Origin of the sequence: Corallococcus exiguus (assembly GCF_009909105.1) — a bacterium.
Lineage (GTDB): Bacteria > Myxococcota > Myxococcia > Myxococcales > Myxococcaceae > Corallococcus > Corallococcus exiguus.
This window is the reverse complement of sequence record NZ_JAAAPK010000013.1, coordinates 174,971-189,168: the sequence shown is the minus strand read 5'-3', so window position 1 is coordinate 189,168 and position 14,198 is coordinate 174,971. Positions and strand designations below refer to the sequence as shown.

Sequence of the window (14,198 nt, the reverse complement as noted above, 5' to 3'; positions counted from 1 at the left end):
GCTCACGGGGTTCATGGCGAGTCCCCCGAATCGAAGCGATCCTCTGCCTCTTCATCCGTGTCGCCCCACGCCACCGGAACCGGAGGGGACACGGCCAATGTCTCTCGCACCCACGCGAGCTGTGCGGACTTCTCCCTGGCCAGGAGCGGCCCGGGCGAGGCGGCGGTGAGCGCCGGCTGCTGGCTGAGCGGCTGCAGCTCACGCTCGTAGTCACACGGACCAATCCGCATCAGGGTGCAGAGGACGCAGGCGCCCTTGGGGCGCCGCAGGTGCCCGGTCTGTGGATTCATGGCGAGCCGTCCCGCCCTCGCCTCCTCCAGGAGTTGCTCGATGACCCGCGCTCGGGACTTCTCGAAGTCGGCGGAGTCCCCGGTGATGTGAGGCGCGAAGATGACTCGCGCCCCCAGCTCGCTGCCATCCGGCGCGGCGCCGAACCTCAGGCGGATCTCCCGGGACATCAGCGACTCCAGCGGCTCCCCCGGCTGGGGATTTCCCTTCACGAAGAGAGACTTCAACTCGGAGATGAGCGCGTTCGCGGTGCTCTGGCTGAAGCACAGCAGCACGGAGGGTAGGCTCTGGAAGAGCTGTCGGAGGAAATACCTCCGCTCACGGAAGCACTCACTGACGATGCCATCCCGCTGGGCGACCGTCATCGGGGGCAGCGTCGGATCCTCCGGGGAGGCTCTCGTGGTCCACTTCGCCGAGGGACACGCCACCATGTTCCCGTAGGAGAGATCCTCCCCTACCCGGAGCTTGTGGCCCCTCCAGCCCATCTCCTCCGCCACGGCGTCCAGCAGCCCCTGATACGTCTCATACATCTTCTGGGGCTGGAGCTCGAGGGGCACCCGGCGAGCACCGCTCTCGTCTTCAGGCACTTGAAGCTCGAAGTCGGAGTACGGGGTGTCCTGCGCACCGCCGCCGAAGCGCTCGTAGTCGGCGCGCGGCACCTCCAGCTTGTCCACCGCGCGGTACCGGAAGTAGTGCGCGTATTGCTGGTAGTCGTCGAACAGCGGGTAGAGCGACTGGCGCTTCGCGCTCCACCACGCCGGGAGATTGGGGTTGATCCCCACCGCCATGATGGGGGCCTTGCGGCAGCCACTCAGCGCCTCGGGGACCAGGGGGGCGCGCCCTACGTACTTCGCCGGGTGGACGATGCCTGGATCGGGCGGCGGGCTGTCCTCCACGTAGTCGTAGCTGTGGTAGCTCCCCCACCGACGGAAATAGGCGCAGGGATGGGGCGGCCGGAGGGGTTCCTGCGCCGAGCGCATGGCGTTGCAGGGCATGAGCTCGTAGATGAGCTCGACCTCGATCGGAAGATTGCTCGTGGACATATGTCCCCCCGACTCGAATGTATGCCTCGCCCGAGTACAGTGAGGGCTCCCTGACGGTCAGGAGACCCCCTGGTGAAAACGCTCCCCCTGCTTCCCCTGCTCTTCGCCTGTGTCGCGGCGCCCGGCGGCCTCGCGCTCGCGGCGGCGCCCCCGCCCACGGTCCTCGCGGGCCTGGACGCGCTGTACCCCGAACTCGATGCGCTCTACCGCGACCTGCACCAGACGCCCGAGCTGTCACTCCAGGAGGAGAAGACGGCGGCGAAGCTGGCCGAGCGCCTGCGCAAGCTCGGCTTCGAGGTGACGCCGAAGGTGGGCGGGCACGGCGTGGTGGCCCTGTTGCGCAACGGCAAGGGCCCCACGGTGATGCTGCGCACGGACCTGGACGGGCTTCCGGTGGAGGAGAAGACGGGGCTGCCCTACGCCAGCAAGACGAAGGCGAAGGATGCAGGCGGGACGGAAGTCTCGGTGATGCACGCGTGCGGGCACGACGTGCACATGACGTCATGGATTGGCACGGCCACGCTGCTGGCGCGAACGAAGGACCGGTGGCGTGGCACGTTGATGCTGGTGGGGCAGCCGGCCGAGGAGATTGGAGCCGGGGCCCGGCAGATGCTGGCGGACGGCCTGTTCACGCGCTTCCCCAAGCCGGACGTCGCCGTGGCCATGCACACAGTGGCCAACGCCGCGGCGGGGATGGTGCAGTTCACCCCCGGCTATGCGCTGGCGAGCGTGGACTCGGTGGACGTCACCCTCTACGGCAAGGGCGGGCACGGTGCGTACCCGCACACCACCGTGGACCCGGTGGTGATGGCGGCGCGCACCGTCCTCTCGCTGCAGACGCTCGTCAGCCGGGAGAAGAGCCCGCTGGAGCCGGCCGTGCTCACGGTGGGCTCCATCCACGGTGGCACCAAGAGCAACATCATCCCGGACGAGGTGCGCCTGCAGATCACGCTGCGCACGTACAAGCCGGAGGTGCGCAAGGCGCTGCTGGCTGGCATCGAGCGCATCGCCAAGGCGGAGGCGATGGCATCTGGAGCGCCCCGTCCCCCCACCGTCAACGTCACCGAAGGCACGCCCGCCACCTACAATGACCCGGAACTCACGAAGCGGCTGGTGGCCGCGGTGGGCAAGGTGCTGGGCGAGAAGAACCTCAGCGAGACGCCATCCGTCATGGGCGGAGAGGACTTCTCCGAATACGGCCGCGCGGGCGTGCCCTCCGTGATGCTGTGGCTGGGCATCACCGAACCCAAACGCTTCGCCGAGGCCAAGGGCACGGAGGAGGCGCTGCCCTCCCCGCACTCGCCCCTCTACGCGCCGGACCGCGAGCGCGCGCTGCGCACCGGCGTCACCCTGATGACCACCTCCGCGCTGGAGCTGCTGGGCAAACCCTGACGTCCCCACCCGGGCGCCTCGGGCTTTTCATCCGTTATTGACGGAGTGCCAATAGAGGCCTATCGTTTCGCTTAGCGAGGCGCCCGACCCTCATCCTCCGCGCGCCCCTCCGCCTCGCCGCCAGCAAAGTCCGCCGCGAAGCAGGAGGAGTTCATGCGCGTTGAGAGAAGGCCGTTCGTCGGAAGCGGCGCCGCCGTGCCATTCGTTCGCATGCTGTCTGTCTTGGCGACGTTGGCGGTGCCTGGCGTCAGCGCCGCGAGTGATTTGCTGGGGAGCAGTCGAGGCGGCTCGGCGCAGTGGGACTTCTGCTATGGCAAGCCGGACAGTGCGCTCTTGCCGGTGGACCCTCGGACCCTGGTGCAGCCCGGCATCAGTGACGGGCGGGCGGTGCACTTCAATGCCTACTGGAAGAATTGTCATGTCGACCCGGAGGCCGTGAAGGAGCAGGGAGCAGCGAAGAGCTGTGGCGAACTGCGTGCGCGCTTCGCGCATGGCGAGGGGCTGCTGACCAATGGCCATCCCGGCGTGGGCGTGCTGTTCACCGGCACCAACTACACGCGGCCCGAGGCTGCGTTCGGCATCGCTACCTTCTCCGCGGCGCAGTACAACGAGCTGTGGCGCGTCTGGGGCTTTCTCTTCCGTCCCGACAACTTCGACACCCTGGTCGCCCAGCGCTACGGGTCGGGGCAGAGCACCGCCCGCAATCCCTATCCATTGCCCGGGCAGCTTCCGAATCTCTCCAACGGCGGGAGCGGACAACTGCCGCAGATGCTCACGCAGCTTCGCAACCCGGATGGGAGCTGGAGCGGCCGCATCGGCGTCACCTGTCACGCCTGCCACAGCGGCATGGTGGGCAAACCCGGGGATGGCCCGGGCCTCGGGGTGCAGGTGGGCGGCGGCAGCAGCCTGGCGGACCTGGACCTGTTCCTGAGCGACCTGTTGCCCCTGGGCTACCCCGCGTCGCTCGCCACGTTCCTGAACCTCAACCGGACCCGTGGAACCAACAACGCCAGCGACATCAACCTCGCCTTCCTGTTCCCGGACGAGAACCTGCTGACGCCTTCCGAGGTGATTGGCCTCATCAACTCCGGCTCGACCGCCGGAATGGATACGCCCGCCTGGTGGAACATGGGGCACCGGCCGGTGAAGTTCGTCGACGGTGTCTTCCCCATGGATGCGCCGCGCGTGGACATGGTGTTCTACACGCCGTTCATTGGCCTGTTCGGAAGCGCCGGCGGGCCGCTGAGTGAAGCGGGCCAGGACTGGATGCGGACCAACGGCCCGGCGCTCAACACCTGGGTCGACTCCCTCAAGTCACCGCCCTATCCACTGCCCATCAACCAGACGCTGGCCGAGCAGGGGGCGGTGCTGTTCCACACGCTCGACATGTGGGCACCGGCGCGCAACAACACCGTGCCGCGGCCCCAGGGCAACGGTTCGTGCGCGAGCTGCCATGGGGCCTACTCGCCCCGCTACGTCAACAACCCGGCCTTCCTGGCGACACCGGCGCTGGAGGGCATGGCGAGCTACATCGCCCCACTGAGAATCATTGGCACCGACCCGGTCCGGGTGAATACCAACAACGCGGCGGTTCAGTCCGCGGGCGCCAAGAACTTCTTCGGCTATCCCTCAACGGCTGGCACCGCCAACGACTGTGGTCCGCAGAACCAGCCGCACATCCGTGGCAATCGGGAACTCGGCTACCTCGCGCCGCCGCTGTACGGGGTCTGGGCCACCTCGCCGTACTTGCACAACGGCTCGGTTCCCAATGTCTGGGAGGTGCTCAAGCCCGCCGACCGCAAGCCCATCTGGCGCCGGGTCTCCGCGCCGCCGCGGTGGGATCAGCCGCTGAGCCTCATGGGCTTCGACACGGACCTGCAACGCGCCTACGACTCCACCAAGCTCGGCTGGAAGTACGACACCATCCCCTGCAAGTGGCGCACGCCCCTGAATCCAGCGGTGTCGCCGTACATCAACTGCCAGCCGGGCGACGAGTTCACCACTCCCCTGGCGCAGGAGATGATGAACGTGCTCTTCAGCAACCTGGCTCTTTCCTGGAACATCCTCTTCCCGCCCACCCGCACGCGGCAGCAGCTCGAGGACCGGAAGATCTACAACACCAACGCCTTTGGCCAGGACAACGGCGGCCACGAGTTCAACTCCGTGCTCACCGACCCGGAGCGTCTGGCCATCATCGAGTACCTCAAGACGCTCTGACTTGAGAAGATGGGGCCCCGCCGTCGCGCGGGGCTCCCATGAAGAACAAGCTCGTCGACTACTTCCGCCGCATCGCTCCTCTGTCGGACGAGGAAGCCCAGGCCATCCTGGACAGCATGGTGGTGAAGAGCTGTTCGAAAGGCACGCACCTGCTCATGGCGGGCCAGGTCTCCACCGAGGCCTACTTCGTCCTCCAGGGCTGCGTCCGCCAGTACTCCCTCGTCGACGGGGAGGAGCGGAGCAACGGGTTCTTCACCGAGGACGAATGGGTCCTCTCGATTCACAGCATGATGAACCGGACCCCGGCGGATCACTTCATGGTCTGCGCGGAAGACACCACGGTGGTCGTGGGCACCGAGCAACGCGAGGGGGACCTGTATCGGCGCTTCCCTCGCTTCGAGAGCATCTCCCGGAGGGTGATGCAGAAGGTCCTGGCGGAGCAGCAGGAGCGGTTCGCTTCCTATCTCACCGAGACGCCGGAGCAGCGCTACCTCAAGCTCTCGAAGACGCGGCCGGACATCCTCCAGCGGATTCCCCAGTACCAGCTGGCCAGCTACATCGGCGTGAAGCCCGAGTCGCTGAGCCGGATCCGGAAGCGCATCGCCACGCGCGGCAAGCCGGCTACGCCGCGACGGAGGGCGTGACCGTCCGGAACCTCCTGGCGATGAGCCAGCCGCCCAGGATCAGCTCGAACAGGCCTCCGGGCCCGGAGAAGAGGATGCCCCACGGCAGCCCGAAGAGCTCCAGCACGGACCCCAGCGCCAGAAGCCCGTAGCCCACCGCGCCCAACAGCGGGAGCCACGAGGGAAGAAGCCGGGAGCGGTACAGCGACAGGCAGAACGCCACGCTGCCGGCGCCCAGGATGATCATCGCGAGCTGGTACGCCCAGACGTTCCCCTTCGAGAGAAGGTTGAACAGCGTCGCTTGCTCCGGCGGTGCGGATTCTCCGAGCTGGAGGATGCACAGCAGGAACACCACTCCGACGATGAGGGTCAGCGCCTCCATCACCCGCGTGCAGACGTAGGCGACGGCGATGCCCGGGCTCCGCTCACGGAGGATGGGAAAGAACAGCACGCCAATTCCGACGACGAAGAGGGAGTTCAACAGCAGCAGCAGCACGCCCCCGACAAACAGCGTCCTCTGTCCGGCCAGCAGCTCCGGCTCTTTCAGGACGGAGGTGACGAGCGCGGTGCCGATGCCGTAGGCAAGAAACGGCAAGAGGAAGAGTGCGCCCAGGGAACGGGAGTGAAGGCGGGAGATGTTCATCGCGAGGGCTCCAGAACGTTCAGCGACGTTGTGGCCTCCAGAGTGGAGAGGGGCGCCCTCGCCCGCATTGATGTGGGTCAATAAACCGGGACACCTCTCATTGGCGCACAGGTCGATGACGAGCCGTCGCGTCCCGGCGGTCCGCATCCTGCTGAAGGCGTCCTGGGTGAAGGCGAAGTAGCGCGCCTTGTCCGGCCAGGAGAACGAGCCCAGCGTGAGTGCTCGCGCCCATCCGCCCTCGCGCGAAGCGGCGGGCTCCGTCCGGAAGCCGCTGAGGCCCAGCGACTTCCTGCCTCGGGTTTTCCGGCCATTCCCATGGAAAGGAACGCGCTGACAGCCCCTGCGGGTGATGGCTCTCCTGTACAGTGTGGTACGAAAGATCCAGTTCTGAAACCGGAGGCTGCGTTGAAGTTGTTTCGAGTGTGCCTGACTTCGCTGTTGGTGTTGGCCGTCGCGTGCGGCGGTGATTCGGATTCTCCGGAGGCGCCCGACGCCGGGCAGTCCCGGCCGGACTCGGGCACCGGGACGCCCGACTCGGGCCATCCGCTGCCGGACTCCGGCACCGAGACACCGGACTCCGGTACGGAAACGCCGGACTCCGGCACCGAGACGCCGGATTCCGGCACGGAGACTCCTGACTCGGGCACGGAGACGCCCGACGCGGGCTCCGAGACTCCGGACTCGGGCACCGAGACGCCTGACGCCGGCACCGAGCCGACCGACGCGGGCTCCGGGAATCCGGACGCGGGCGGGCCCACCGAGGTGAACGTCATCGACAACGGTGGCTTCGAGGAATGGTCCGGTGCGCTTCCGGCGCGGTGGTCCGGGAGCACGACGAACATCGAAGAAGTGGTGCGGAAGGTCACGACGCAGCCCTTCGAGGGCGTGAACGCGGCCCAGCTGATCAACACCTCGGCCACCCACAGGCGCTTCACCACCGTGGCGAAGTCCATGGCCGCGGGCCGCTACTCCTGCACCTACCAGGCGCGGGGAACCGGTGACGTCCGCAACGCCTGGTTCGGCACTGACTACTCCAGCTACTCGTCCTACACCTCCGTCGACTCCCGGTCGTGGACCCAGGTGAGCTACAACTTCAACCTGGCCAGCTCCGTCTTCGACACCTTCGAGCTCATCTTCAGCGTCCGGAACACCAGCGGCGATCACCTGCTCATCGACGACGTCCGCTGTGTGCGGGCCCCCGAGCCGTGCGATTCGGTCACCTGCGATGCCTGGGCGCGTTGCGACAACACCACCGTGACCTGCAAGCCGCTCTCCGGCCGCTGCGACGACGCCACGAACTGCAGCGAGTGGCAGTCCTGCGACGCGACCCACACCTGCGTGACCGCCGAGGACCGCTGCACCCGCCACGCGGATTGCGCGGGGACCCCGGCGACGCCCGTCTGCGACACCGCCTCCCACCTCTGCATCGAGGGCGACCCCTGCGCCGGCGTCACGTGCAGCAACCCGGCGACGAGCTGCAACCCCAGCACGGGCGTGTGCGAGCTGGCCGAAGGCGCCTGCTTCACGACGTATGACTGCCGCGGCGCCCTGCCCGCCTGCGACCCGGCCACCCGCCGCTGCGTCGCGGCCGAGCACTCCGCGAACATCATCCGCAACGGCGGCTTCGAGAACTGGAGCACCCGCTCCATCCCCTACTACGGGAACAACTACGTCCCGGACTACTGGTACGGGCTGGACAACGGCCTCACGGACCCGGGTTCGGAGATCAAGCCCTCGCGCCTCGCGCGCTACACGAGCGCGGTGCACGGCGGCTCGGCGGCGCTGCAGTTCGTGGTGCCCATCCAGATCGCGGAGCGTTTCACGACCGAGAAGTTCAACGTGCCGGTGGGCAACTACTCCTGCTCGTACCGGGTGCGCGGCCACGGCAGCATCCGCCACCGCAGCTATTCGAGCGGCGGCTGGAGCCCGCAGACGGACTTCGTCACCGTGGACAGCGATGAGTGGCAGCCGGTGTTCTTCCGCTTCACCGGCAACGTGCGCGACTGGCGCCTGTTCTTCTATCCGAGCCGCAGCGTCGCCGACCGCGACCACCTCCAGGTCGACGACGTCGTCTGCACGAAGGACTAGCGGCTGACGCCCTCCGGAACGGAGGCGATGCTCCGCCGAGCGGCATCGCCTCCCGAACCGGCCCGGGCGGCCTCACCACTGCGTCCAGTAGGAATACCCGTAGCCGTTGATCTTCAGGTCGGAGCTGGCGATCTGCTTCATCAGACCGTCAAGCCGCGCCAGATCCGCCTCGGCGAAGCCGCGGCTGTCCTCCATGCCCTGCTCCTCCAGGCCCGCTTGCTTCGTGGCCTCCCGGGTCCGGCCCTGAAGGTCCGCTGAGGTCCTCCAGGGATGGATGAGGTTGTCGCTGGCATCGTTGCCCGCCCGCTGTGCGGCGACGATGTACTTGCCGGTCCGCGTGGGGGGTTGGGTCAACAACAGGCGGTCGTAGCGAGGCCCCACGTCCTTGTTGCCCGTGGGCTTCGTGTGCCACAGCTCCATGCGGGCGCGCTCCTTGTTGCCCTCCTCCTCCATGTAGATCACCCGGTTCCCCGCCAGCGCGAACGCCTCCAGGTTTCCGCTGCGCATTCCCACGTGCACCAGCGCCCCCCATTTCGCATCCACCATCCGGGCCGCCGTGCGGTTGAGATAGTCGAACAGGTGGAGCTGCAGGATGCGCGGGTTCATCAGCCGCCGGTTCTTCTCTGGCACGCCGAGCATCAGGCGCGTCCACTCCGGTGTGGACCAGACCTCCCGCAGGTCCCACTCGACCAGCTCCGCGTTGGGCACGGGCTTGTTCCGCTTCTGGGCGTTCCAGGAACGATCTCCGGCGAGGATCACCCCCAGCCCCCGCGCATGGGCCAGCTCGATCATCTGCCCCAACCCATGGTAGCTGGTGTCGTGCTGGGGATGCGGGCCGCCCCGCTTGCCAGAGAACCGCGACCACAGCACGACATAGCGATCGGCGGCCCGCACCTTCTTGTTATGGAACCACCCCAGCAGGTTGTTGTTGGGCGTATCCATCACGCCCCCGAACTTCTTCTGAACGAGCTGCCAGGCATCCCGGGCCAGCTTCACCAGGGCCGGCCGAGGCTCCGAGCCGAGGAGCCGGGTGCCCTTGGCGATGTCATCGAAGGCGGTCGTGGAGATGCCATCCAGTTCCGGCAGCTCGGCGTCGCCATGGATGGCGGGATGAAGCCCCCGGACGGAGTTCCTCGCGTTGACAAAGGCATACAGCGCCGCCTCCCTCTGCTGTCGCGCCGTGCCTCGAGTGAGCTTCCCGTACCAGTGATTGGTGTCATCCACGGGCAGCGTGAAGATCTGGTACTCCCGCTGCGGCCCCAGCGAGTCGCGCAGGAAGCGCTCCATGTCCGCGGACTTGCACCGGCCTCGCGGATCCCAACGGTCAATCGTGTGCAGGCGGAACTGATGATCGAGCAGGGGCTCGTTCACCAGGGGAGAGAGGCCGGCGAACTGATTGACGGCCGCGAGGGTATAGACATTTCCGGGTGACGCCACGGCCTGCTGGCCGCTCAGGTCCAGGTTGCGCAGCCAATGGTTCTGTCGGGTGTCCGACCAGGCCACCTCCTGGAGCAGCAGCACGCCATGGTCCGGGTTGGCGAGCAGGGCGATGGTGATGCCAAAGAGGTCTCCCGTCGCGTTGCCGCCCGCGACGATGAGGTGCTTGATGGGCGTGGGCGGAACGGCGGGCCGCTGCTGCCGCATGGTCAGCACGGTGGGGTGGAGGAAGACGGCCGAGCGGGGCACCACGGTCGTACGGGCCGCCCCACCTACGCGGACGGTCACCTCGTTCCCCTGGACGTGCTCGACCGCTCCATACAGATGGGGTGGCGGTCCCCTGCGGACTTCGACCTGGACACCAGTGCTGAGCATGGCGCGGCTCCTTCAGTCCGCCGGCCCTGGGCGGACGGGTGAAACAGCAGCCCAGTGTCCATCCGTCCGTCAGACATTGAGAAGGTCCCTACAAGTCACCCTCCCATCAGGTCCTTTTCGCGAACCGCGGCGGCGCTCCGCCTCCCTCCACGGCTTGACGGCGGCAGTATCCGTAAGCAATAACGGACCTCATGGATGACGTCGCGAAGCAGGGAACGGGGGCGCTCGGCTCGCGACTGCGGCGGGTGGTGGAGCGGATGGACCGCGACGTCCACGCCATCTACCAGGCCGCGGGCGTGCGCTTCGAGCCGCGCTGGTACGCGGTCTTCACATCCCTGCGAGACCACGGCCCGCTGACGGTGGGAGAGCTGGCGGAGCGGCTGGGCGTCACGCACGCGGCCGTCAGCCAGGTGCGCACGGCGCTGGAGCGCGAGCGGCTCATCACCGGCGAGGCGGACCCCGTGGACGGCCGGCGGCAGCGCTTGAAGCTCACCGCGCACGGCCGCAAGACCGCCGCGAAGCTCGCGCCGCTGTGGGCCGCCATCCAGACCGCGGCCACGGCGCTCCTCGATGAAGGGGCGCCCCAGCTGCTCGCGGAGCTGAATGGATTGGAGCGCGCGCTCGACCACCGCGGCCTGCGCGCGCGGGTGGGTGACCTGCTGCACCTCGAAGATTCAGACGCACCTGGAGCGACCCATGAAGCCAAGCGCTGACCGTCTGTTCATCGCAGTGACCGCCCTGTGGCTTGTGACAAGCCCCCGGCCCTCCTTCGCGCAGCCTCCCGCCAGTGGCGCCGTCACTGCCCCAGCGCGGCTCACCGCCGCGGAGCGCGACGCGGCGCTGTCCTCCATCCAGGCGGAGCTCCAGCGGACCTACGTCTTCCCGGAGAAGCGCGCGGCGCTCGTCGAGCGTCTGGACCGGGAGCGGAAGGCGGGACGCTACAGCGTGGACTCGCCAGCGGAGTTCGCCGAGCGTGTCACCGCCGACCTGACGGATGCCAGCAAGGACCGGCACCTGTACCTGGTGAACGATGCCGCGCGGTACACCGCCGCGAAGGCGCCCAGGGTGCGGGAGACGGACACCGACGCGTACTGGCGCCAGCGGGCCCTGCGCGAACACCACGGCCTCACGGAGCTGCGCGTGCTGCCGGGCAACGTGCGCTACCTGAAGGTCGCCGGGTTCCACTGGGTCCAGGACGAGACCGGCACGGCCTATGACGACGCCCTGCGGTTCCTGAAGGACGGGGACGCCATCATCATCGACCTGCGGGACAACGGAGGTGGCACCCACGCGGCGGTGCGCTACCTGGTCAGCCACTTCCTCGATGGGGACGTGCCTCTGCTGACCTTTCTCGCGGGCTCCAAGCCTCCCGAGCAGTCCCGGACGCTGGAGCACCTTCCCGCCGGCAGGTTGATGGGCAAGCCCTTGTACGTGCTGATCAACCCGCGCGTGGCTTCAGCGGGGGAAGAGTTCGCCTATCACGTCCAGCAGCTCAAGCTGGGGGAGCTGATCGGCTCCAGGACCGCGGGGGCCGCCAACAACAACTCGCTCGTGCCCGTCGCGCCCTGCTTCGTGCTCAGCGTCTCGCATGGGCGTCCTGTCCACGCGGTCAGCCAGACGAACTGGGAGGGCGTGGGCATTGCTCCGGACGTGGAGACACCTCCCGAGCAGGCCCTGGAGGTCGCGCAGTCCCGCGCCTTGAAGAAGCTGCTGGCGACTTCCGGCCTCACTCCGGCGCTTCGCTCCGAATACACCTGGGCCCAGACGACGGTCGAAGCCGGACTGCATCCGGTCTCCGTCCCGCCGCAGGCCCTGAAGTCCCTGGCCGGCCGCTTCGGACCGAATGAGGTGTCCTGGAAGGACGGAGCACTGTGGCTCCGCCGTGGAAGCCGGCCTCCCGTCCGCCTCACGCCCCTGACAGCGGAGGGGCTGTTCTCCGTGGAAGGCTATGAGGTCCTGCGCGCGCGGCTGACCGGCAAGGCGCTGGAGCTGCTCTGGAGCGACACCCCGGAGCCGACCGTGTTCGCGCGCGGTTGACGCCCCCTCCCTTCGCGTCAGCTGACGTGGAATGGCATCTGCCGCTCGAACTCGCGGCTGGGGACTCCGATGACGGAGTACGCCGGTGACTGGATGGGCGGCATGAGGCCCAGGATGCGGCGGTGGAAGGTCGAGTAGCTGGCCTTGAACTTCCCTCCGTTCCACACGCGCAGCAGGTTGGCCGTGAAGAGGCCGTTGTGGACGCCGTCGCTGGAGAGCTGGTTGTCCTGGCAGCCGGAGATGAGCAGCACCGTGGCCTTGAGCGTCAGCCTCGGATCCTCCTTGGGCAGCCCCTTCAGGATGGCGTCGTACATCGCCTTGTTGTCGCGGTACGTGCGCTGCTCGATGCCCAGGGGCATCTCCTTGAAGCGCCGCTCCGTGGGCTCCGTGCTCCGCAACGAATCCGCCAGCAGCTGCAGGCTGCCGCTGGAGCGCAGGGCCGCATAGGCCACGCTGCTCACCGAACCGCTGTGGCAGCTGTCGGAGAGCATGAAGACCCGCACGCCCGCCTTGAGCTTCCCCATCGCCTGGTAGATCTCGTCGTCGACGAGCTCCCCGTCATACAGACACCACGTCTCATCCAGCCCGTCGTCCTCATCTCCGTTCATGTCGGGGAGCTGACCGCCGTGCCCCGAGTAGGTGAAGAGCAGCAGGTCCCCCGCCTGGAGCACCGACGCCGCCTCGCCCACCTCCGCCAGCACCTTCGCGCGCGTGGCGTCCTTCGTGAGGAAGGGGCGGACGCGGCTGAACTCCTGCGCCTTCGCGATGCTGACCATGTCCTCGGCGTCCGCTTCGCACGCCTGCAGCTGGCCATCCCAGCCCGCGTAGTGCTTCGGATCCACCGCGTTCAAACCGATGTTGATGGAATATCCCTGCGCCATGACAGTCTTTGCCTCCTTCACTCACGGTGGAGACGGACGGCCGGGATGGCAGGGAGGGGGCGGGGCGCGCCGCGTCCTTCCGGCCCTGTCCCGACCGGGAACCCGAGGCTCGCTCCCTCCGCTCCCGTGTGACACGACGGGTTACTCAGCGCGTCCGGCTGTGACCTGACACGCCACGCGGACTGGCCTCACGGCTCCCTGCCCAGAGGAGGAGCCACCGGGTCGACGGGTGGCTCGGTGAGTGCATGAACGACCCGCGCCGGGCTTTACCGGAACCGGCACGCAGTCATCCCCCACCTACGAGAGATCTCTCCATGATGATGAAGCTGACGGGCCGCCTGCTGACGGCCGCGCTCCTGAGTGTCACGGCTGCGGGCTGCCAGGGTGAAGAGCCCACCACGAGCACGGGTGACTCGCTCGCCACGCAGGAAGCGAAGGCCGAGCGGACCTGTATCGAAGGCTTCGAGGGCATCAAGAACTGCGCGACGGGCCGCGCGACGCTCACGAACACCGGCAAGAGCATCGCCGTGTCCAACCTGACCAACGTGAAGACGGACGGCTTCTCCAGCGAGTTCCCTCGCGCCGTCGACTGGGTGCTGAAGACGGAGCTGGGTGGCGTGGGCGCCGCGGGCCAGGGCTTCACGCTCGCCGCGCGTGACGGCGACCAGGTGGTCAGCACCATCAGCGTCCAGCCGGGCAAGGACCGCGATCAGGTGACCCTGCGGCCCTCGTTCACGGGCCGGTCGGGCGGTTCGCCCTTCACCGTCAACCTGTGGCGCGGCAACATGCTGATGAACTCGCATTACTTCGAGCCCGATTACGGCGTCGGCTCGGTGTGGTACCAGATCCACATCGGGCTCACGCGGTACGACTTCGGCTTCAAGAACCACGGCATGGGGAGCAGCATGTACGGCCGCGTCGCCCCGGGCGCCTGCAGCTGGACCTTCCGCGGCACCGGTGACGCCTTCACGCTGGATGTGGATGGCAAGCCCGTCAGCGGCGACTTCCTGGAGATCGTCGAGGACATCGGCGACGGCCACTATCCGTACACCGGCTTCTCCTCCATCGACGTGAAGGCCGCCGCCAGCACCTTCAACATCCTGGGCGAGTCCACCGTCGCCGCGAAGTAACCGGCTTTGACGCGCCGGACAGGGCCCTCCCTTGTCCGGCGGCC

Annotated in this window: 11 protein-coding genes; 7 read left to right on the top strand and 4 right to left on the bottom strand. The window is 67.8% G+C overall.

Going from position 1 to position 14,198, the window contains the following annotated elements:
* Positions 1 to 11: 11 nt before the first annotated feature.
* Positions 12 to 1,331 carry a hypothetical protein gene (locus GTZ93_RS36615; RefSeq protein WP_139918006.1) on the bottom strand — a complete coding sequence of 440 codons (1,320 nt, stop codon included), beginning with the start codon at positions 1,329 to 1,331 and terminating at the stop codon, positions 12 to 14.
* Between the two features lie 72 nt (positions 1,332 to 1,403).
* On the opposite strand from GTZ93_RS36615, the gene GTZ93_RS36610 reads away from it, so the two are divergent.
* The 3 genes from GTZ93_RS36610 to GTZ93_RS36600 all read left to right on the top strand — a co-directional run bounded on the left by GTZ93_RS36610 (position 1,404) and on the right by GTZ93_RS36600 (position 5,584).
* Complete coding sequence (locus GTZ93_RS36610) at positions 1,404 to 2,723, top strand: amidohydrolase (protein WP_139918008.1); 1,320 nt, start codon at positions 1,404 to 1,406, stop codon at positions 2,721 to 2,723.
* Between the two features lie 195 nt (positions 2,724 to 2,918).
* Positions 2,919 to 4,940 carry a rubber dioxygenase RoxB gene (roxB, locus tag GTZ93_RS36605; protein WP_257979149.1) on the top strand — a complete coding sequence of 674 codons (2,022 nt, stop codon included), beginning with the start codon at positions 2,919 to 2,921 and terminating at the stop codon, positions 4,938 to 4,940.
* Between the two features lie 38 nt (positions 4,941 to 4,978).
* Positions 4,979 to 5,584, top strand: coding sequence for a Crp/Fnr family transcriptional regulator (locus GTZ93_RS36600; RefSeq protein ID WP_139918012.1), 606 nt, complete (start codon positions 4,979 to 4,981; stop codon positions 5,582 to 5,584).
* On the opposite strand, the gene GTZ93_RS36595 is transcribed toward GTZ93_RS36600, so the two are convergent.
* Complete coding sequence (locus tag GTZ93_RS36595; RefSeq protein ID WP_139918014.1) at positions 5,562 to 6,206, bottom strand: DUF4386 domain-containing protein; 645 nt, start codon at positions 6,204 to 6,206, stop codon at positions 5,562 to 5,564. The two genes, GTZ93_RS36600 and GTZ93_RS36595, sit on opposite strands and share 23 nt — an antisense overlap.
* 405 nt (positions 6,207 to 6,611) lie before the next feature.
* Here GTZ93_RS36595 and GTZ93_RS36590 point away from each other — a divergent pair, with 405 nt between their 5' ends.
* Entirely contained in the window at positions 6,612 to 8,294 is a 1,683-nt protein-coding gene (locus GTZ93_RS36590; RefSeq protein WP_139918016.1) for an invertase recombinase-like protein, read from the top strand.
* 72 nt (positions 8,295 to 8,366) lie between these two features.
* On the opposite strand, the gene GTZ93_RS36585 is transcribed toward GTZ93_RS36590, so the two are convergent.
* The gene (locus GTZ93_RS36585) at positions 8,367 to 10,106 is read right to left on the bottom strand and encodes a hypothetical protein (RefSeq protein WP_139918018.1); all 1,740 of its coding nucleotides are present in this window, start codon (positions 10,104 to 10,106) and stop codon (positions 8,367 to 8,369) included.
* A 191-nt stretch (positions 10,107 to 10,297) separates the two neighbouring features.
* Between GTZ93_RS36585 and GTZ93_RS36580 the strand changes: the two genes are divergently transcribed.
* Positions 10,298 to 10,819: a MarR family winged helix-turn-helix transcriptional regulator gene (locus GTZ93_RS36580; protein WP_139918020.1), complete on the top strand. Its 522-nt coding sequence runs from the start codon at positions 10,298 to 10,300 to the stop codon at positions 10,817 to 10,819.
* Positions 10,803 to 12,143, top strand: coding sequence for a S41 family peptidase (locus tag GTZ93_RS36575; RefSeq protein WP_139918022.1), 1,341 nt, complete (start codon positions 10,803 to 10,805; stop codon positions 12,141 to 12,143). Before GTZ93_RS36580 ends, GTZ93_RS36575 begins: the two co-directional genes overlap by 17 nt.
* Before the next feature lie 17 nt (positions 12,144 to 12,160).
* On the opposite strand, the gene GTZ93_RS36570 is transcribed toward GTZ93_RS36575, so the two are convergent.
* The gene (locus GTZ93_RS36570) at positions 12,161 to 13,024 is read right to left on the bottom strand and encodes a caspase family protein (RefSeq protein ID WP_139918024.1); all 864 of its coding nucleotides are present in this window, start codon (positions 13,022 to 13,024) and stop codon (positions 12,161 to 12,163) included.
* Positions 13,025 to 13,338: 314 nt separating this feature from the next.
* On the opposite strand from GTZ93_RS36570, the gene GTZ93_RS36565 reads away from it, so the two are divergent.
* Positions 13,339 to 14,154, top strand: coding sequence for a hypothetical protein (locus tag GTZ93_RS36565; protein ID WP_139918026.1), 816 nt, complete (start codon positions 13,339 to 13,341; stop codon positions 14,152 to 14,154).
* Positions 14,155 to 14,198 lie beyond the last annotated feature (44 nt).